General features: G+C 63.0%; 16 protein-coding genes. 7 read left to right on the top strand and 9 right to left on the bottom strand.

Annotation, left to right across the window (positions count from 1 at the left end):
* The first annotated feature begins 153 nt into the window (after positions 1-153).
* Complete coding sequence (locus HNR59_RS12985) at positions 154-1,530, top strand: aspartate aminotransferase family protein (RefSeq protein ID WP_183830833.1); 1,377 nt, start codon at positions 154-156, stop codon at positions 1,528-1,530.
* Between the two features lie 378 nt (positions 1,531-1,908).
* Here the strand turns inward: HNR59_RS12985 and mmsB are convergent, their stop codons facing one another.
* Together mmsB and HNR59_RS12975 are read right to left on the bottom strand one after the other, a co-directional pair.
* Positions 1,909-2,793, bottom strand: coding sequence for a 3-hydroxyisobutyrate dehydrogenase (gene mmsB / locus HNR59_RS12980; protein ID WP_183830831.1), 885 nt, complete (start codon positions 2,791-2,793; stop codon positions 1,909-1,911).
* Between the two features lie 78 nt (positions 2,794-2,871).
* Entirely contained in the window at positions 2,872-4,038 is a 1,167-nt protein-coding gene (locus HNR59_RS12975; RefSeq protein ID WP_183830828.1) for an isobutyryl-CoA dehydrogenase, read from the bottom strand.
* 208 nt (positions 4,039-4,246) lie between these two features.
* On the opposite strand from HNR59_RS12975, the gene HNR59_RS12970 reads away from it, so the two are divergent.
* Positions 4,247-5,701: a cobyric acid synthase gene (locus tag HNR59_RS12970; protein WP_183831577.1), complete on the top strand. Its 1,455-nt coding sequence runs from the start codon at positions 4,247-4,249 to the stop codon at positions 5,699-5,701.
* 3 nt (positions 5,702-5,704) lie between these two features.
* On the opposite strand, the gene HNR59_RS12965 is transcribed toward HNR59_RS12970, so the two are convergent.
* Positions 5,705-6,490, bottom strand: a complete 786-nt coding sequence (locus tag HNR59_RS12965) for a TSUP family transporter (protein ID WP_183830826.1) — start codon at positions 6,488-6,490, stop codon at positions 5,705-5,707.
* A gap of 172 nt (positions 6,491-6,662) precedes the next feature.
* Between HNR59_RS12965 and HNR59_RS12960 the strand changes: the two genes are divergently transcribed.
* Complete coding sequence (locus tag HNR59_RS12960; protein ID WP_183830824.1) at positions 6,663-7,097, top strand: tellurite resistance TerB family protein; 435 nt, start codon at positions 6,663-6,665, stop codon at positions 7,095-7,097.
* Between the two features lies 1 nt (position 7,098).
* Here the strand turns inward: HNR59_RS12960 and HNR59_RS12955 are convergent, their stop codons facing one another.
* The 5 genes from HNR59_RS12955 to HNR59_RS12935 all read right to left on the bottom strand — a co-directional run bounded on the left by HNR59_RS12955 (position 7,099) and on the right by HNR59_RS12935 (position 13,382).
* Entirely contained in the window at positions 7,099-8,733 is a 1,635-nt protein-coding gene (locus HNR59_RS12955) for an ABC transporter ATP-binding protein (RefSeq protein WP_183830822.1), read from the bottom strand.
* Complete coding sequence (locus HNR59_RS12950) at positions 8,730-9,551, bottom strand: ABC transporter permease (RefSeq protein WP_183830820.1); 822 nt, start codon at positions 9,549-9,551, stop codon at positions 8,730-8,732. Before HNR59_RS12950 ends, HNR59_RS12955 begins: the two co-directional genes overlap by 4 nt.
* Positions 9,548-10,495, bottom strand: coding sequence for an ABC transporter permease (locus HNR59_RS12945; protein ID WP_183830818.1), 948 nt, complete (start codon positions 10,493-10,495; stop codon positions 9,548-9,550). The genes HNR59_RS12950 and HNR59_RS12945 overlap by 4 nt, the downstream gene beginning before the upstream one ends.
* A 31-nt stretch (positions 10,496-10,526) precedes the next feature.
* Complete coding sequence (locus HNR59_RS12940; RefSeq protein ID WP_183830816.1) at positions 10,527-12,005, bottom strand: ABC transporter substrate-binding protein; 1,479 nt, start codon at positions 12,003-12,005, stop codon at positions 10,527-10,529.
* 99 nt (positions 12,006-12,104) lie between these two features.
* Positions 12,105-13,382 (bottom strand): acetylornithine deacetylase/succinyl-diaminopimelate desuccinylase family protein, encoded by a 1,278-nt coding sequence (locus HNR59_RS12935; RefSeq protein WP_183830814.1) that lies wholly within the window; start codon positions 13,380-13,382, stop codon positions 12,105-12,107.
* Positions 13,383-13,586: 204 nt separating this feature from the next.
* Here HNR59_RS12935 and HNR59_RS12930 point away from each other — a divergent pair, with 204 nt between their 5' ends.
* From HNR59_RS12930 to HNR59_RS12915, 4 genes are all read left to right on the top strand, one after another.
* Complete coding sequence (locus HNR59_RS12930; protein WP_183830812.1) at positions 13,587-14,018, top strand: L,D-transpeptidase; 432 nt, start codon at positions 13,587-13,589, stop codon at positions 14,016-14,018.
* Positions 14,019-14,123: 105 nt separating this feature from the next.
* Complete coding sequence (locus tag HNR59_RS12925) at positions 14,124-16,970, top strand: molybdopterin oxidoreductase family protein (RefSeq protein ID WP_183830809.1); 2,847 nt, start codon at positions 14,124-14,126, stop codon at positions 16,968-16,970.
* Entirely contained in the window at positions 16,967-17,725 is a 759-nt protein-coding gene (locus HNR59_RS12920) for a 4Fe-4S dicluster domain-containing protein (protein ID WP_183830807.1), read from the top strand. Before HNR59_RS12925 ends, HNR59_RS12920 begins: the two co-directional genes overlap by 4 nt.
* Before the next feature lie 3 nt (positions 17,726-17,728).
* Complete coding sequence (locus HNR59_RS12915) at positions 17,729-18,646, top strand: dimethyl sulfoxide reductase anchor subunit family protein (RefSeq protein WP_183830805.1); 918 nt, start codon at positions 17,729-17,731, stop codon at positions 18,644-18,646.
* A 437-nt stretch (positions 18,647-19,083) separates the two neighbouring features.
* Here HNR59_RS12915 and HNR59_RS12910 read toward each other — a convergent pair whose 3' ends face one another.
* Complete coding sequence (locus tag HNR59_RS12910) at positions 19,084-20,067, bottom strand: lipid A biosynthesis lauroyl acyltransferase (RefSeq protein ID WP_183830803.1); 984 nt, start codon at positions 20,065-20,067, stop codon at positions 19,084-19,086.
* Positions 20,068-20,070 lie beyond the last annotated feature (3 nt).

Raw genomic sequence — 20,070 nt, 5'->3', positions numbered from 1 at the left:
CGAGATGGTTTGTCGCGGTGACGCCGTCACCGCGCACCCGTCATGCCGAGCTTCTGCGCCTGTGCGCGCGCATTGGCTATTCACCACCCAACGCTTCCTGAAGCCGTCTCCCGGAACAGTTGCCGGACAGATTCAGGAAACAAGGGTAACATCATGACCTATCAGAATTATTCGCTGAAACAGCTTCAGCAGGTCGACGCCGCGCACCACCTTCACCCCTTCACCGACCACAAGGAACTGCGCGAGGCCGGTTCGCGCATCATCACGCGCGCGGAAGGGCCGTATATCTTCGATTCCGAAGGCAATGAAATTCTCGACGCCATGGCCGGGCTCTGGTGCGTCAATGTCGGCTATGGCCGCGAGGAACTGGCCCGCGCGGCCTACCACCAGATGAAGGAATTGCCCTACTACAATTCCTTCTTCAAATGCTCGACGCCGACGCCGGTTCTGCTGGCAAAGCGGCTGGCCGAGCTGGCGCCGCCAAGCGTCAATCAGGTTTTCTTCGGCTCTTCGGGTTCGGAAGCCAACGATACGGCGCTGCGGCTGGTGCGTCATTTCTGGGCGCTGGAAGGCAAACCGCAGAAGAACCGCATCATTTCGCGCAAGAATGCCTATCACGGCTCCACCGTGGCGGGCACTTCGCTGGGCGGCATGGAGCCGATGCACCAGCAGCTTGGCGGTGCGGTGCCGAATATCGTCCATGTGATGATGCCCTATGCCTATGAATTGGCGCTGCCGGGCGAGAGCGACCACGAATTCGGCCTGCGCGCTGCAAAGGCGGTCGAGGACGCCATCCTCGAAGCAGGGCCGGAAAATGTCGCGGCCTTCATCGGCGAGCCGATCATGGGGGCGGGCGGGGTCAAGATTCCGCCGATGAGCTACTGGCCGGAAATCGAGCGCATCTGCCGCAAATACGATGTGCTTTTGATGCTGGACGAGGTCATCACCGGTTACGGGCGCACCGGCGAATGGTTTGCCGCGCAATCCTTCGGCATCACCCCGGATACGATCACCACGGCCAAGGCGCTGACATCGGGCTATCAGCCGCTTTCGGCGCTGCTGGTGGGTGACCGTATCGCCACGACGCTGACGGAGAAGGGTGGCGAGTTCTATCACGGCTATACCTATTCCGGTCATCCGGTGGCCTGCGCCGTGGCGCTTGCCAATCTCGACATCATTGAGAAGGAAGGGCTGGTCGAGCGCGTGAAGAACGACACCGGACCCTATTTCGCGCAGGCGTTGCGCGAGCGCATCGCCGATCATCCGCTGGTGGGCGAGGTGCGTTCGTTCGGGCTGATGGGCGCGATCGAGATCGTCAGGGACAAGGCGACGAAGGAGAGGTTCGAGGGCGATGGCCGCGCTGCGGTCGTGGTTCGCGATCATGCCATCGCCAACGGGCTGATGCTGCGCGCCACCGGCGACACCATGATCCTGTCACCGCCGCTGATCTGGACCCGCGAGACCATCGACCTTGCCTGCGAGCGGATCGGCAAGGCGCTTGATCTGGCGCACAAGGATCTGTTCGCCTGATTTTCCGGGCTTGAGAAACCGCCGCCGTTTTGCGGCGGTTTTCCTGTCGCGTGATCCGTAAGAAGCAAAAAACCGCGCTCTGTGGGGAGCGCGGCTTTGCCGGATACGCTGGATGTTTCGCTACTCACACGCTGCGAAACCTGAAACGCTTCTCTGAACTTTCCGCTTCGGTACGCATGACCTGATCCGAAGCGTGGGGCGGTCGCCCGCCTTCGGATATGGTTTTACCGCGACATCGTTACCGCGAGGTTAGCAAGAGCTTAATCAAACCTAAATTTGCAATATTTTTCATGGCTTAGAGGTGAACGCAGGACGTGTATTACAGCCGGGATGATGCAACTCGGGAGCGAGAAAGCGACCTGGGCAGGGCGACTGGTTTCAGCCGGTTTTGCCGCGCAGGAACTCGACAATGCCGGAAAAATCCGTTCCTCCGCCGCCCTGTGCATTGAACAGGCCATAGAGCTGTGCGGCTTCGGCGCCGAGCGGGGTTGCTGCGCCGGCGCCCTGCGCGGCTTCCTGAGCCAGCTTCAGATCCTTCAGCATCAATGCGGCTGCGAAGCCCGGCTTGTAACTGTTGTTGGCGGGCGAAGTCGGCACCGGACCCGGCACCGGGCAATAGGTGGTGAGCGACCAGCACTGGCCCGAAGAGGTCGAGGCTACGTCGAACAGCGCCTGATGCGACAGGCCAAGCTTCTCGCCCAGCACGAAAGCTTCGGCGACGCCGATCATGGATATGCCGAGGATCATGTTGTTGCAGATCTTGGCGGCCTGACCGGCGCCATCGCCGCCGCAATGCACGATACGCCCCGCCATCGGTTGCAGGATGGGCTCGGCGCGGGTGAAGGCGTCTTCCGCGCCGCCGCACATGAAGGTCAGCGTGCCGGCGGCAGCGCCGCCCGTGCCGCCCGAAACGGGCGCATCGACGCTGACGTGGCCGTGCTCGGCGGCGACCGCGTGGGCCTTACGCGCCGACTCCACGTCGATGGTGGAGGAATCGATGAACAGCGTGCCGGGCTTCGCAGCCGGGGCGATCTCGCCATAGACGGCAACCACATGCTTGCCGGCCGGCAGCATGGTGACGACGACATCGGCATCGCCGACGGCCGAAATCGCATCCTGCGCGATAGTCACGCCGTTTTCGCGGGCCGTGGCAAGGTTTTCGGCCATCAGGTCGAAGCCCACCACCGTGTGGCCTGCCTTGACGAGGTTGGAGGCCATGGGGTTGCCCATATTGCCAAGGCCGATAAAGGCGATCGTGGTCATCTGTTTTCCTCCGAAACGGGTAAAGAAGCGCTGCAGGGGCAGGGCCGTGGAACGGCCCGGTCCGCAGCCTTGTTTGTGTTATCTGCCGATCATGTGGCGGGCGACGATCAGGCGCATGATCTCGTTGGTGCCTTCGAGGATCTGGTGCACGCGCAGATCACGCACCAGCTTCTCTATGCCGTAATCGTGCAGGTAGCCGTAGCCGCCCAGAAGCTGAAGCGCATCGTTCGCCACGCTAAAGCCCGTGTCGGTTACGAAACGCTTGGCCATAGCCGACCATTTGGACGTGTCATGGGCTTTCGCATCCATCTTGGCGGCGGCCGTGTAGAGGAAGATGCGCGCCGCCTGGAGTTCGGTTTCCATGTCGGCGAGGCGGAATTGCAGCGCCTGGAACTGATCGATGCTCTTGCCGAAGGCCTTGCGTTCGCCTGCATAGGCCAGAGCCTTGTCGAGCGCGGACTGCGCGCCGCCCAGCGAGCAGGCGCCGATGTTGAGGCGCCCGCCGTCGAGCCCGGACATGGCGATGGAGAAACCCTTGCCTTCCTGCGCCAGCATGTTGGCGGCCGGCACCCGGCAATCCTCGAACACGACCTGCCGGGTGGACTGCATGTGCCAGCCCATCTTGTGCTCATTGGCGCCGAAGGAGAGGCCGGGCGTGTCCTTTTCGACCACGAATGTCGAGATGCCCTTCGGGCCGTCCTCACCTGTGCGCGCCATCACGACATAGATCTCGCTGTCGCCGGCACCGGAAATGAACTGCTTGACGCCGTTCAGCACATAATGGTCGCCGTCGCGCACCGCTTTGGTGCGCAGGGCCGCCGCATCGGAACCCGAGCCCGGCTCGGTGAGGCAATAGCTTGCCAGCCATTCCATCGAGGTCAGCTTCGGCACGAAGCGCTGGCGCTGCTCCTCGCTGCCATAGCGGTCGATCATCGACGCAGCCATGTTGTGGATGGAGATGAAGGAGGAAAAGGCCGGGCAGGCCTGCGAAAGCGCTTCAAAAACCAGCACAGCATCCAGGCGCGAAAGGGCGGAACCGCCAACGTCATCGCGCACATAGATACCACCGAGCCCGAGCGGGCCGGTTTCGCGAATGACGTCCGTGGGGAAGCGCTTTTCCCTGTCCCATTCCAGCGCGTGAGGCGCGACACGATCTTCCGCGAAAGCGCGCGCCATCTCCTGAATGGCCCGCTGATCCTCGGTCAGCTCGAACTGGTTTTCATGGCTCGAAACAGCGCCGTCCATCGCGTCCTCCGGTCTATCGGCGGGCCGTCATTTTGCTCGCCGGCAATGCTTGGCTAAGAATGCGTGACACTCTAGACCAATGAAGAGGTCGCGCAACCCAACCTCGAGCGGAGCGGCTGTGCAAAAATTAAAGATCGGGATAGTGCATGCTGGCACAAATGCATGAGCCACTTCGCTGGAAAGCCGTGCGTTGACGGCGCGGGCGATCATGTTGCAGGGCACCGGCTCTGATGTCGGCAAGACCGTACTGGTTGCCGGCCTGTGCCGGGCCGCGCTTCGGCGCGGCCTGAAAGTGCGACCGTTCAAGCCGCAGAACATGTCGAACAATGCGGCTGTGGCCGATATTCCGGGTGAAGCCGGCTCCGGCGAGATCGGGCGCGGGCAATGGCTGCAGGCGCTGGCCTGCGGCGTTGCACCAACCGTCCATATGAACCCGGTTCTGCTCAAGCCCCAGACAGATATCGGCTCGCAGGTGGTGGTGCAGGGCAAGGTGCTGGGTGAGGCACGCGCCCGCGATTACCAGGCCCTCAAGGGTCAGCTCATGGATGCCGTGATGCAATCGTGGGCGAAGGTCGGCGAGGGTGCCGATCTCGTGATCGTGGAAGGAGCCGGCTCGCCGGCCGAGATCAACCTGCGGCCGCGCGACATCGCCAATATGGGCTTCGCCACCCGCGCGAACGTGCCTGTGGTGATGGTGGGCGACATCGATCGCGGCGGCGTCATCGCCTCGCTGGCCGGAACGCATCTCATTCTGCCCGAAGAGGACCGGCACATGGTGGCCGGGTACATCATCAACAAGTTTCGAGGTGATGTCAGCCTGTTCTCGGAAGGCATTGAAGCGATTGGAAAATTCACCGGGTGGCCCTGTTTTGGGGTGGTGCCGTGGCTGAAAGCCGCCTCGCGCCTTCCTTCCGAGGATTCGGTCGTTCTGGAACGTCTGGCCGCCGGCGAGGCGCGGGCGCTGAAGGTGGCGGTGCCGATGCTGTCGCGCATCGCCAATTTCGACGATCTCGATCCGCTGCGCGCCGAGCCGCAGGTCGAGGTGGTGTTCGTGCCGCCCGGGCAGGCATTGCCCGAAGATGCCGGGCTGATCGTCATTCCGGGCTCGAAGTCGACCATCGCCGACCTTATGCGGTTCCGTGAAAATGGGTGGGATCGCGATCTGGAAGCACATCGCAGGCGCGGCGGGCATGTCGTCGGCATCTGCGGCGGATACCAGATGCTTGGCAACAAGGTGCGTGATCCCGACGGGATCGAGGGCAGCGTGCGCGAGACGGAGGGGCTCGGCCTTCTCGATGTCGAGACGGTGATGGAGCCTGAGAAGACCGTGCGCAACGTCAGTGCCCGCTCCGTTGCCTTCAGCTTGCCGCTGGAAGGCTACGAAATCCATCTCGGACGCACTGCGGGGCCGGATTGCAGCCGGCCCGTCGCAGAGATCGAAGGGTTGGCAGATGGCGCTACTTCGGCGGATGGAAAGGTATTCGGTACCTATCTGCACGGGCTGTTCGCAGCCGATCGTTTTCGCGCGCGTTTCCTTGAAAGCCTTGGTGTGAAGGGCTCCGTGTCCGACTATCGCGGCGAAGTCGAGCGGGCGCTCGATGATATTGCCGAGGAGCTTGAGGCTTGTCTGGACTGCGATGCGATGTTTGCGCTGGCGCGGTAGTTTCTACATCCCCAAAGCCACGCGCAGCGGATTGGCCGGGTCGGCCAGCAGCTTTATGGCAAGCGCCACACAGGAAATGACCAGCAGCGGCTTGATCAGGCCGGCACCCACGCGCATCGCCAGCGTCGCGCCCAGCCTTGCGCCGAGAAACTGCGCCACGCCCATGATCAGGCCGATCTTCCAGTAGATCACCCCGGCAATGGCAAAGATGCCGAAGGCGCCGACATTGGTGGCGAAATTGAGCAGCTTGGTGTGGGCTGTAGCCTTCAGCACCCCGTATCCGGCCAATGCCACGAAAGCCAGCATGTAGAAGGAGCCCGTGCCGGGGCCGAACAGCCCGTCATAGAAGCCGATGGCCGGCACTACCGTGAGCCCGAACAGAAAGGGTGACATGCGCTCGGTGCGGTCGAGATCGCCCATGTTGGGCTTCAGGGCGAAATAGAGTGCGATGGCGATGAGCAAGACGGGAAGGGCAGCCTGCATGATTTCAGCCGGCACGATGGTGGCAGCAACCGCTCCCAACGCGCTGCCGATCAGGGCACAGGCGGCGGCGGGCAGTTGCCTGCGCAGGTCCACATGCCCCTTGCTTGCATAGGCCAGCGTTGCGGAACCCGATCCGAACAATCCCTGCAACTTGTTGGTGCCGAGCGTTTCCACCGGCGGCATTCCGGCAAGCAGCAGGGCCGGAATGGTAATCAGTCCGCCGCCGCCCGCGATGGAATCGATGATGCCGGCAAGAAAGGCGGCCAGCGCCAGCAGGGCCACGGTATCGGCGGCGAGTTCGAACATGATTACACCGTGGGAAAGAAGCGGCGGGGTTTTCAGCTTTCCATCATATGGAGCATGATTGCGCAATGGCCACACCCTGCCTTCATGTCGATCCATGAGAGGTGAAAGCGGATTCCCCTTTGCGCCGCGATGCTCTAACTATGTCGGCATTGCCGCATGAGGGGGCCTGCCAATGGCGTTCGCGTTTCTGGACCATATCCGCAACATGTTCGAGGGGGACCCCGGCGTTCGCAAGGTGGCCGACGATCCGGTTCTCTCCGCCGAACTGCTGATGCTGTTTCGCATGATCCTGGCCGATGGTTCGGTCAGCGACAGCGAGATGGAAACCTTCCGCCGCATCTGCCGCGATGCTTTCGGCATTCCTGAAAGCAGCGTCGATGCCGTCATCGAATATCTCAACGAGGCAGGCTACGAGACGACGGGCGCGCAGGCGATCGCGCTGTTCCGCGATCTGCCGGTCGAGCGCCGGCGCGTTCTTGCCGGCCATATGGTCGAGATCGCGAAAGCCGACGCCAGCCTTGCCGCGAACGAGATCAGGCTGCTGAAGCGCACGCTGGAAGTGCTTGACGTCGATCCGGCAGACGTGGTGAAGGCCGCCCGGCGCTGAGCTAACCCTGTTCGCGTAGCCGGCGCGCCAGCGCGCGGCTGAGGTCCGGAGCGGCGGCAACCAGCTCTCGTGCCGCGTCCGATTGCGGGTTGTCCAGCACATCGTGCGTGGGGCCGCGCTCGACGATGCGGCCTTCCTCCATCACCATCACCTCATCCGTTATGGCCCGCGCGACGGTGAGGTCATGGGTGATGAACAGGTAAGCGATGCCAAGCCGCGCATTCAGATCCGCGAACAGGTCGAGGATCTGGGCGCGGATCGACACGTCGAGCGCCGACACCGGCTCGTCAGCGACCACCAGCTTCGGCCGCGTGATGATGGCGCGGGCAATCGAAATGCGCTGGCGCTGGCCGCCCGAGAATTCGTGCGGATACTTGTCGAGCGCGTCCGGCCCGAGGCCGACTTCGGCAAGTGCTGAGGCCACCATCTCGCGGCGTTCCGCCTTTGATGGCTTCCTTTCAAGAAGATGCAGCGGCTCTGCCACCAGTTTTTCGACCCTCTGGCGCGGATCGAAGGAGCCGTAGGGGTCCTGAAACACCACCTGCATGTTTCGCCGCGCCGGCTTCAGCTCGGCCTCGCTCCTGCCGGTCAGGCTTTCGCCCGCAAAGTGGATTTCGCCGGCGGTCGGCTTGTCCAGCGCCAGCACCATCCGCGCCAGCGTGGACTTGCCGCATCCGGAGCGGCCGACCAGCGCCACCGAGCGGCCGGGCGCGATGGAAAACGACACATCGTCCACGGCGCGGGTGGGTGCGCCGCGCCGGAACAGGGAAATCCGGCGGCCGGGATAGTCGCGGGTGAGGTTTTGGACGACAAGCAGCGGGGCCTGCGTGCTGTCGGGCTTGTTGCGCGTGGTTGCGGCGCGGATATCCGGCACATGGGTCGAGGCCTGTGCCAGTTGCCGCGTATAGGGGTGCGTTTGGGTTGAGAGAACCTGTGCGGTCTCGCCATCCTCCATCACCTGTCCATTGCGCAAAATGCTGATGCGGTCGGCCATGTCGGCCACGACCGCAAGGTCGTGCGAGATCAGGAGCAGGCCCATGCGGTTTTCCGCCACCAGATCGCGCAAAAGGTCGAGCACCTGCGCCTGCAGCACAACGTCGAGCGCCGTGGTCGGTTCGTCGGCAATCAGCAGCCGGGGTTTCAGCGCGCAGGCAATGGCAATGACCACGCGCTGACGCTGGCCGCCGGACAGTTCATGCGGAAAGCGCGACAGCGGGAATTTCGTCTCCGGCAGACCGACGCGGTCGAGTATCTGGCGGGCGCGCTCCTCGGCGTCCGCCCGGCTGGAGCGCGTGTGCCAGCGTATGCCTTCGGCTACCTGCTCGCCGATGGTCTTGAGCGGGTTGAGCGCTGTCATCGGTTCCTGGAACACCATGCCGATGTCGTCGCCGCGCAGCGTGCACATGTGCTCTTCGCCGGCCTCCAGCAGATTGGATCCGTCCAGCAGCACACGTCCGGACAAGCGCGCGGCGTGGGGCAGGAGCTGCATGACGGTCAGCGCCGTCATCGACTTGCCGGAACCGGATTCACCCACCAGCGCCACGATCTCGCCTTGCCCAACGGACAGATCGACGTCCTTCAGGACCGGCACGGCCCCGATGGAAAGCGACAGCTTCTCGATCTCAAGCAGGCTCATCGGCGCCGCCTCGACTTCGGATCGAGCAGGTCGGCGATGCCGTCGCCCAGAAGGTTCAGCCCCAGAACGGTGATGACGATGGCCATGCCGGGAAACAGCGCCATCCATGGGGCGATGGTCATGCGCGTCTGGGCATCGAACAGCATGCGTCCCCAGCTCGGCATGGGCGGCTGCGCGCCGAGGCCGAGATAGGAGAGGCCGGCTTCCGCCAATATGCCGAGCGCGAATTGGATGGTTCCCTGCACCAGCAACTGATTAGCGATGTTCGGCAAGATGTGCTCGACGGTGATCAGCGCCTGGCCCTTGCCGGCGGCGCGGGCGGCCAGAATGAACTCTCGCGGCCAGACCGACAGCGCGCCGGCACGCGCCACGCGGGCGAAGACCGGCACGTTGAAGATGCCGATGGCGATGATGGCGTTGACGGCGCCGGGGCCGAAAATGGCGGTGATCATGATCGCCGACAAAAGTGCGGGAAAGGCGAAGACGAGATCGTTCAGCCGCATCAGCGCTTCATCCAGCAGGCCGCCGCGTGCCGCCGCGAACAGACCGAGCGGCACGCCGATCCCCATACCGATGCCTACCGCCACAAGCGCCACGGCAATGGAATTGCGCGCACCGACCATGATCATCGAGGCGATGTCGCGGCCGAAATGGTCGGTGCCGAACCAGTGGACGAGGGAAGGGGCCTGCGTCCGGTCGGCCACCACGAGTTTCGTCACGTCATAGGGCGTCCACAGGAAGGAGACGAGCGCCATCAGGGCAATCAGACCGGTGATCACGCAGCCGGCCAGCAGGGAGCGGTTGGCGAGCGCCTTCATGCCCGGTTCCTGAGCCGGGGATCGACCAGCGCATAGGACAGGTCGACCATCAGGTTGACCGCGATGACGGTGGCGACCAGCAGCATGACCACGCTTTCGACCACGATCAGGTCGCGCTGGGTGATGGCCTGAAAAATGAGACGGCCGAGACCCGGCAGGTAGAACACGTTCTCGATGATGATGGTGCCGGCCAAAAGAAAGGCGAATTGCAGGCCCATGATGGTGACGACCGGGATCAGCGCGTTGCGCAGCGCATGGCCCCACAGCACCTTGCGCCACGGCATGCCCTTGGCGCGGGCGGTGCGGATATAGTCCTCCGACAGCACATCGACCAGCGCCGAACGGGTGACGCGGGCGAGGATGGCGGCCTGCGGCAGGGCAAGTGCCAAGGCCGGCAGGATCAGGGCCTTGAGGGCCGGCCAGACGCCGGTGCTCCAGCCCGGAAAACCGCCGGCTGGCAGCCAGCGCAGCCAGACCGCGAACAGATAGACCAGCAACAGCGCGAACCAGAAGTTGGGCACCGCCACGCCAAGCTGCGCCGCGCCCATCGAGATAGCATCACCGGCCCTGCCGCGCCGCGAGGCGGCGTAGAGCCCAACCGGAATGGCGATGGCCGTGGAGAGCATCAGCGCGATCAGCGCCAGCGGCAGGGAGACCGCGAGCCGCTCCGTGATCAGATCGATGACGGGCACGGAGTAGGTGTAGGAACGGCCAAGGTCGAGCGACAGGAGATTGCCGGACCAGTGCAGGTAGCGCTGCACCGGGCCGCCGTCGAGGCCCATCTGCTGGCGCAGCTGCTCGACCTGTGCCTCGCTGGCATTCATGCCCAGCATGACGCGAGCGGGATCGCCCGGCACGATCTCCAGCACCGCAAACACCACCACGGAAGCCAGCGCAAGCGTGATCGCGGCGATGGCGAGGCGTTTCGCGAGATAGGCCGTCATCGGACGGAGTGTCCGATGCGGGGATTGGCGCTCAGTCCGTCCACCGCACCTTCGTCACATCATTGGCCTGAATGGGCGCGTCCTTCCAGAAGCCTTCGAGCTTCGCGTCCCATACACCCACTTTCGGGAGTTCGTAGAGGAAGCCGACCACGGCATCGTCGGCGAGGATTTTCTGCGCCTGCCCGAGCAGATCGTTGCGCTTTGCCTCGTCGGAGATGAGGTTCAGCTCTGCGATCACCTTGTCGAAGGCCGGATTGTCGTAATTGAAGTAATAGTCCTTGCGCGCATATATATCGATGTCGTTCGGCTCCGTGTGCGAGACGATGGTGAGGTCGAAATCCTTGCGGGTGAAGACCTGATCCAGCCATTGCGCCCATTCGACGGGAATGATTTCGGCCTCTATGCCGACCTCGCGCAATTGCGAGGCGATGATCTCACCGCCGAGACGCGCATAGGAGGGCGGCGGCAGCTTGATGGTGGTCCTGAAACCATTCTCCAGCCCGGCTTCCTTCAGCAGCTCTTTTGCTTTGGCGACGTCGTGCGGATAGGTGCCGGTGAGGTCCACATAGGCTTTCGAGGCTGGCGACTGGTGCGAGCCGATGGGCGTGCCGAGACCTGCCGAAGCGCCGTCGATGATCGCCTGCCGGTCGAGCGCGTAGGAGATCGCCTGCCGGACCTTGAGCTTGTCGAAGGGCGCCTTCTTGTTGTTCATCGTCAGCAGCGTTTCGCCCTCCGTCGCGCCGACTTCCACCTTGAAGCGCGGATCGCCCTCGATCTGGGCGACGCCGTCAGGCTGGAAGAAGGGGAAGGCCTGCACGTCGCCCGAAAGCAGGGCGGGCACGGCGGCTGCTGCATCGGGCACGATGCGGAATTCGACCTTGTCGAGATAAGCCGACTCACCCCAGTAGCTGTCCGCCTTCGCCAGCCGGATCGATGCGCCCTTGGCCCAGCTTTCAAAGCGGAACGGGCCGGTGCCGATCGGCTTTTCCTTGTTGGTGCCGGCCGATTCCGGCGCCACGATCACCGCGTCGCCCCAGCCCATATTGTAAAGAAAAGCGCCCTGCGGATGCCTGAGCGTGATTTTTACCGTGGCCGGATCGACGGCTTCGACGCTGTCGATGGCTTCGAACAGGATTTTCTGGGCGTTGACCGAATCCGCGGCGCGGGCGCGGTCGAGCGAGAATTTCACGTCTTCGGCGTCGAAATCGCTGCCGTCATGGAATTTAACGCCGCTGCGCAGCCTGAAAGTGTAGACCGCGCCGTCGTCGGAAATCTCCCAGCTTTCGGCCAGCGCCGGCAATACTTCGCCGGAGGGGCCGATGCGGGTCAGCCCCTCGAACACGTTGGCATACAGCACTTCATCGATGGCAGCGGCGGCGCCCGCGGTCGGGTCGAGATGGGGCGGCTCCAGCGGAATGCCGATGACGAGATCCGTGCGCGCGGCGAACGCCGGCAGGCTCAGTGCTGTCGCGATCGCTGCCGCAGCAAGGAAAGATGTCCAGGATTTCATCGGTGTTCTCCCTGTCTCCCGATGTGGCAGATCAAAGCGCGGAATCGCCCGTGAGTAAATCGCCTTTGTCGCGCTTTTTGTGCGTTGCGGTATGGCGCGTCAATGTGCGCCGCCGCGCAGCAGCACGTTGAGCCCGATGGCCATGACCTTGGCTGCGTCCACCATGTCGTCGATGCCGACCCACTCGTCAGGGCGGTGGGCCAGATCCAGAATGCCGGGGCCATAGGCGATGCAATCGTATAGATGTCCGAGACGGGCGACGTGCTTCTGGTCGTAGGTGCCGGGCGAAATCACATAGTCCGGCTCGCGCTCGAACAGCGCCATGATTCCTTTCGCTACCGCCCTGACCACCGGCGCATCGCGCTCGGTCATGGTCGGCTGCACTTCCATCAGGTCGCGGATTTCATAGTCGAATTTCGGGCGATCGCGCTTCAGTCGATCGAGAATCGAGACGACTTCCTGCTTCACGTCGCCGATCTTTTCTTCCAGCAGAAAACGCCGGTCGATGGTGAGGCGGCAGCGGTCAGGCACGTTGGGCGAGGGCAGGCCGGGGCGGAAATCGTCGGTCTGGCCACCATGGATCGAATTGATGTTCATGGTGGAGCGGCGCGCGCCTTCCGGCACCACGGGCATCGCCGTGCGCTTGGCGTCCAGCGCCGGAAACAGCTCATCCTCGAAGGCTTGCAGCACCGCGCCCATGTGGCGCACGGCGCAGTCGCCAAGGAAGGGCATGGAGCCATGCGCGATCTCGCCCTTCGTCTCGATCTCCGCCCACCACACGCCGCGATGGCCAAGGCAGATTCGTTCCTTGTTGAGCGGTTCGGGGATGATGACGTGATCGACCTTCGGCGGCGAGAAATAGCCGAGCCTCGCCAGATGGGCGACGCCGCCGAAGCCGCCCGATTCCTCATCCACCGTGCCTGAAATCTCGATGGCACCGGGAAAATCCGGATAGACCTGCATGAAGGCAAGTGCGGCAACTATGGACGATGCAAGCCCGCCCTTCATGTCGCAGGCGCCCCGGCCATAGACGCGACCCTCTTTCACGATGCCGGCGAAGGGATCGACCGTCCAGCCGTCGCCGGCTTCCACCACGTCTATATGCGAATTGAAATGCACGGTGGGACCGGGCACGCGCCCGTCGAAGCGGGCGATCACATTGGTGCGCGGATAGCGATCGGTGTCGCCGGGCGCGCCTTCGCCGCGGATATACTCGATCCCGAAGCCGTGCCGTTTCAGGTAATCGCCGATGAATTCCGCGCAAGGGGTGTAGGCTTCTCCAGGCGGATTGACGGTTGGGAACCTGATCAGATCCCTTGTCAGCGCCGTCACTTCCTCGCGGCGCGCTTCCACGGCTTCAAGCAGCTTTTCAGGCACGGGAACTCGATCTTGCATGGCAGCAGTTGAGCAAGGATCGGGGGGATTTGGCAAGCCGTATGTTCAGCAAGGCAAAAGGCGTCAATGCCGCGCATTGCGTCAGTAAATTCTCAATCAATAGGGAAGATCATCGCAAGGTGATGTCCAGGAAACAAGAAAATGTGGAGAATTTAGCGAACAAGGGCTGAAAGAGGGGAGTGTCGGATGCAGAAAATCATGATTGCCGCAGCCGCGTTGGTTGCGATGATGCTGGGATCGCCGGTTCAGGCAAGCGCCGGAATGCTTGAGGCAAAGGTGAGCATTTCCTCCCAGACCATGACGGTCAGGAAACACGGCCGGGTGCTCTACACATGGAAAGTCTCCACGGCGCGCAAGGGCTATGTCACGCCGCGTGGTACCTGGCGGCCGAAGCGCATGCACAGAATGTGGCATTCGCGCAAATACGACATGTCGCCCATGCCCTATTCTGTTTTCTACCATGGCGGCTATGCCATCCACGGCACCGGTGCTGTCAAACAGCTTGGCCGGCCCGCCTCGCATGGCTGCGTGCGGCTGCAGACCGGCAATGCCGCGACCTTTTATGCGCTGGTGCGCGAGGCGGGCATGAACAACACCCGCATCGTCGTCACCAACTGAGCTGGCAACCAGAAACGCTCCTGTTCATTTTGTATCCTGTGGCGGGCGTCCGGCATTTCCTTTCCGGCGGCGTCCGGCTACCACTGGGTGCAAGGAGCATTGCCGATGAAACCCAGAGAGCGTGTCGCGCTTTCAAGGCCGGTCGCGGATGAGGTGCGCAAGACCACCTGCTACATGTGCGCATGCCGCTGCGGCATCAATGTCCATATCAAGGACGGCAAGATCCGCTACATCGAAGGCAATCGCGACCATCCGGTGAACAGGGGCGTGCTGTGCGCCAAGGGTTCTGCCGGCATCATGCAGCATTACGCGCCGGCAAGGCTGCGGGCGCCGCTGAAGCGGGTGGGACCGCGCGGGTCCGGGCAGTTTCAGGAAATTTCATGGGTTGAAGCGCTGGCCACTGCCGCTGACTGGCTGGGCACGGTGCGTGCGGATGATCCGAAGAAACTCGCCTTCTTCACCGGGCGCGACCAGTCGCAATCGCTGACCGGGTTCTGGGCGCAGCAGTTCGGCACGCCCAATTATGCGGCCCATGGTGGCTTCTGCTCGGTCAACATGGCGGCGGCCGGCATTATGACGATCGGCGGGGCGTTCTGGGAGTTCGGCGCGCCGGACTGGGAGCGGACAAAACTGTTCGTCATGTTCGGCGTGGCCGAGGATCATGATTCCAATCCGATCAAGATGGGCATCGCGAAGCTGAAGAAGCGCGGCGCGCGTTTCGTCTCGGTCAACCCGATCCGCACCGGCTATTCGGCGGTGGCCGACAACTGGATCGGCATCCGGCCGGGCACGGATGGCCTGCTGATCCTGTCGGTGGTGCATGAGCTGCTGAAGGCGCGCAGGATCGATGTCGATTATCTGGTGCGCTACACCAATGCCACATGGCTGGTGATCGACGCGCCCGGAATGGCAGAGCACGGCCTATTCGCGCGCGACGGCGAGGGCAGGCCGCTCGTCCATGAAACGGTAACCGAACAGATCGTGCCGGCCGGCACCAAAGGCGCGCGGGCGGGGCTTTCGGGTCGGGTGCAGCTGGATGACGGCCGATTTGCGGTGCCGTCGTTCCAGCTTCTGGCCGAAAAATATCTGGACGACAAATATGCGCCCGAAGCCGTCTGCGCCGAAACGGGTGTCGCGGCGGACACGATCCGGGGGCTGGCGGCGGAAATCGCACGCATTGCCTTCGAGGAGGAAATCTTCATCGGGCAGCCATGGACCGACATGAACGGCCAGCGCCATCAGGGTTATGTGGGCCGGCCGGTCTCGTTCCACGCCATGCGCGGGCTTTCGGCTCATTCCAACGGCTTTCAGACGACGCGCGCGCTGCACATGCTTCAGGTGCTGATCGGCGCGGTGGATTGCCCCGGCGGCTTCCGCTTCGAGCCGCCTTATCCGAAACCGCTGTCGGCACATCCGACACCACACGGCAAGGCCGAGCATTTCGGTTCCAACACGCCGCTGGCCGGGCCGCATCTCGGTTTTCCGCGCGGGCCGGAAGATCTGCTGGTCGATGAAGACGGCCGCCCCGCCCGCATCGACAAGGCGTTTTCATGGGATGCTCCAATAGCGGCGCATGGCATGATGCATATGGTGATCGCCAACGCCCATGCCGGCGATCCTTATCCGGTCGACGTGCTGTTCATGTACATGGCCAACATGGCGTGGAACTCGTCCATGAACACGGCCGGCACCATCAAAATGCTGGAGGACAAGGACGAGGCAACCGGCGAGTATCGTATTCCGAAAATCATCTATTCCGATGCCTATGCCTCGGAGATGGTCGCCTATGCCGACCTCGTACTGCCCGACACCACCTATCTGGAACGCCACGACTGCATTTCGCTGCTCGACCGGCCGATTTCGGAGCCGGATGCCGTTCAGGACGCCATTCGCTGGCCGGTTCTGGAGCCGGACCGCGATGTGCGGCCGTTCCAGACGGTGCTGCTCGACCTTGGTGCGCGGCTTAACCTTCCGGGTTTTTGCGATGGTCTTGGCCGGCCGCTCTACAAGGACTATGCCGACTACATCGTGCGCCATGAGCGACGGCCGGGCATCGGGCCGCTTGCCGGTTTCCGGGGGCTGCATGGCGACAAGGCCGGCAGGGGAGCTGCCAACCGGCAGCAATTGCGGCGCTATATCGAAAACGGCTCGTTCTTTTCGGCGCATATCTCCATGGAGGCGCAGTTCTTCAAGCACGCGAACCAGGCCTATCAGGATTTTGCCGTGCGCATGGGGTTCTTCGATACGCCGCAGCCGGTGACATTCCAACTCTATCAGGAGAATTTGCAGAAATTCCGGCTGTCGGCCGAGGGGCTGCGCGCGCCGTTCGCACCCCAAACGCATCGGGAGCGCATATTGCAGGCGTTCGACCCGCTGCCGGACTGGTATCGGCCATTCGGCGAGGCGCTGGTGGACCGCAGCGAATATCCCTATCACGCCGTCACCCAGCGGCCGGCCGCCATGTATCATTCATGGGGCTCGATGAATGCCTGGCTGCGGCAGATCCATACGCGCAATCCGCTCTATGTGCCGGGGCCGATCTGTGACGAGCTTGGCCTGAAGGACGGCGACTGGGCATGGGTGATCTCGCATCACGGCCGCATCAAGGTCGAGGTGGCGCGCATGGAGGCGGTCAACGCCTCGACCCTTTGGACGTGGAACGCCATCGGCAAGCGGGCCGGCACATGGGCGCTGGATGCGGGTGCGCCGGAATCCCGAAAGGGCTTTCTTTTGAATCACCTGATTGCGGAACTTCTGCCGCCGCGTGAGGATGGATTGCGGCTGTCCAATTCCGATCCCGTGACCGGACAGGCGGCATGGTATGATCTGCGTGTGAGGATCGAAAAGGCTGATGCCGGTGGTGTCAGCGAACCGCAATGGTCGCCGGTGGCGCAGCCGGAACCCGAGCCGCATCCGGCCGAACTGCGCTACGGGCAGGAGTGGGCGCAATGACGTCGCTTCCCGGCCTGCCCACACCGAAAAAGCTCGGTCTCGTTATCGATCTCGACACCTGCGTCGGCTGCCATGCCTGCGTGGTCAATTGCAAGGAGTGGAACACCGGCGGTTATGGCGCAGCGCTTTCCGATCAGGACCCGTATGGTGCTGAGGTTTCCGGCGCCTGGCTGAACCGGGTGCATTCCTTCGAGGTTATTCCCGAAGGCGAGGTCGTGGGCGAGGCGGGGGAGGCGCGCATCGTGCATTTCCCGAAATCCTGCCTGCATTGCGAGGCCGCACCCTGCGTGACCGTGTGCCCGACTGGCGCTTCCTACAAGCGCGCCGATGACGGCATCGTTCTGGTCGAGGAAGACAAGTGCATCGGCTGCGGCCTGTGCGCATGGGCCTGTCCATACGGCGCGCGGGAAATGGACCTTGCCGCCGGCGTGATGAAGAAATGCACGCTCTGCATCGACCGCATCTACAACGAGACGCTCGAAGAAGCGGACAGGACGCCTGCCTGCGTGCGCACCTGCCCGGCCAATGCGCGACATTTCGGCGATCTTGGCGATCCCGGCTCGGAAGTGTCGAAGCTGGTTGCCGAACGTGGCGGCATCGACCTGATGCCGGAGCAGGGCACGCGCCCGGTGAACAAATATCTGCCGCCGCGCAAGCGTACGCCGCTTGATGCGAGCGCCGGACTTTTGCGGGAAGACACGACCGACGCCACCGGCTTCTTCGGTTGGCTGGACAAGATGCTGGACAGGATCTGAAATTTGCATCCGGCACCGTCTATCATCCTGTTCACCACTCTTTCCGGCCTTGGCTATGGTCTCGCGGCGATGCTTGGCCTCGGCCTGCTCGATCCGGCGCATATCGCCACGAAGGTGGGGCATTTGCTGGCGCTGGCGCTGATCGCGGCGGGGCTTCTGTCGTCCACCGCGCATCTCGGCAATCCGCAGCGGGCGTGGCGGGCGCTCAGCCAGTGGCGTTCAAGCTGGCTGTCGCGCGAGGGGGTAATGGCGATCGCTACTTTTATCCCGCTCACATGGTCGGCATGGCTGGCGGTCATCGAAAGCCGCTATGTCTGGCTGCCGGGGCTGCTGGGCACGGGGATGAGCGCCGTCACGGTGATTTGCACCGCCATGATCTATGCTTCGCTTCGTTCCGTGCAGGCATGGAACACGCGGCTGACACCTGCCAGCTTCCTGCTGTTTTCGGCAGCAGGCGGGCTGGTTCTCACGGCGTTTCTGGCCGCCTGCTCCGGCATGCTTACACCGCTGAAGACGGTGGCAGCGCTGGTGATGCTGGCCGCTGCATGGGCGGTGAAGGTGAAATGGCGCGCGCGCATGAAAGAGCTTTCGCCACTGTCCACGCCCGAATCAGCGACGGGTCTGGGCACCATGGGACAGGTGCGGCTGTTCGAGCGTCCACATATGACCGAAAATTATCTGACGCGCGAAATGGGGTTTCGCGTGGGCCGCAAGCATGCTGCCAAGCTCTGGAACGTGGCGCTCATCGCCGGAGCTATTATGCCGGCAGTGCTGCTTGTCGCCGCTGCCGCGATGGGGCCGGGCGGCGCTTTCGCCATCCTTCTTTCGGCTCTCGCAGCGCTGAGCTTTGTGCTCGGCATACTCGCCGAACGCTGGCTGTTTTTCGCCGAGGCGCGCCACGCGGTGATGAATTACTACTGAAAACAGGAAACGGCGGGAATTTCCCGCCGTTTCAGCCTACGAAATCTGCTTTCCGGACTTTACGCTGCGTTTTCCTGAGGTCTTGCGCTTCAGTGCGCAGTCTTCAGGCGAAGCTTTTTGCTCATATAGTTCGCCGTGTATCCGGTTGCCTGCGGTTCAGCTTTTCAGGTTGAAACCCGCTTGTCCTGCGCCAGCTTCAAATGCTGAGCTTTTCGCAGTTTCAGCGCCAGCCGTCGCAATGCGGCAAACCTTTCGCCGGGCTGCGTGATCTTCTGTTCTCCCCAGGGCGTCCAGAGCATTGGGGGGCGATTGCTATCTCTGGTTGTTCTCAATGGAGCCTCCCTGACCAACATTGCACACGCAGTGTAACACATCGCCTGCAAAGGTGAAGTGACGTGACGGGAGGCTGTCGAACTAATTTTTCGGCTAAATATGTGTCAGGATTGTTCACGCACGGCGCGACGCCTGCCGCTTAGCTGCCAGCGTTTGTGGAACCACATCCACTGGCCGGGATCGTCGCGCACCCAGCGTTCCACCACATCGGTGACCAGTTGGGTCGTGGCCTTTACGTCCACATTTCCCTTCGGGCCGCGCGGCAGATCGAGCTTTTCCTCGATCTCCAGCCGGAAGCGGTTTCCCGGAAGGCGCACGCAGCGGGCGGGATAGACGTCGCACTCGTAATGACGGGCGAGCATGCCGAGCAGCGGATTGCTCTGGCAGGTGCGGCCGAAGAAGGTTGTTTCAAGACCGTTGATGAACTTCTGGTCGACGAGAACGCCGACATTGCCGCCCTGATCGAGAATCGATGCCAGTGCGAAGGACGCGCCGCTGAGCGACGGCATCAGTTCGCCCATGCTGGAGGAGCGCATCGACTGGATATAGTCCGCGATATAGGGATTGTTCGGAGGCCGAAACAGGGCGGTCACCTTCATGCCGAAGGTCGCCGCGGCCACCGGCAGCAGCTCGAAATTACCGAGATGGCCGGTGAAGATGATGTGCGGGCGCTCGTCGGCCGCGATACGCTCGAACAGTGCGATGCTTTCCTTCGACACCTCGATGCGGCCGGGCGTATCGGACCATGGGTCGAGATCGAACAGCTTGTCGAGGAAGATATATTCCGCGCCGAGCCTGGCCATGTTGCCCCACATATCGAGGGCGATGGCTTCGATTTCGGCGTCGCTCTTTTCAGGGTAGGCCTGTCGCAGATTGTCCAGCGTCAGCTTGTGGCGGCCGGTCAGCGGGCCGACGCGGCGGGCAACGCTCCCGGCGAAATTGAGCGCGCTGTCCGGCGGCAGCAGGCGCAGAACCGACATGACGCAGATCGCAAGCTTCGCCACCAGCCAGTGCCGGAATTTGCGAAAGCGCAGGGCGGTGCGGAACTTCAGTTCGCGGCGCCAGTTGCCGGTTGAACCGGAGGCCAAGAC

Source organism: Aquamicrobium lusatiense (assembly GCF_014201615.1).
GTDB lineage: Bacteria > Pseudomonadota > Alphaproteobacteria > Rhizobiales > Rhizobiaceae > Mesorhizobium > Mesorhizobium lusatiense.
This window is presented reverse-complemented; position numbering and strand designations above follow the sequence as displayed.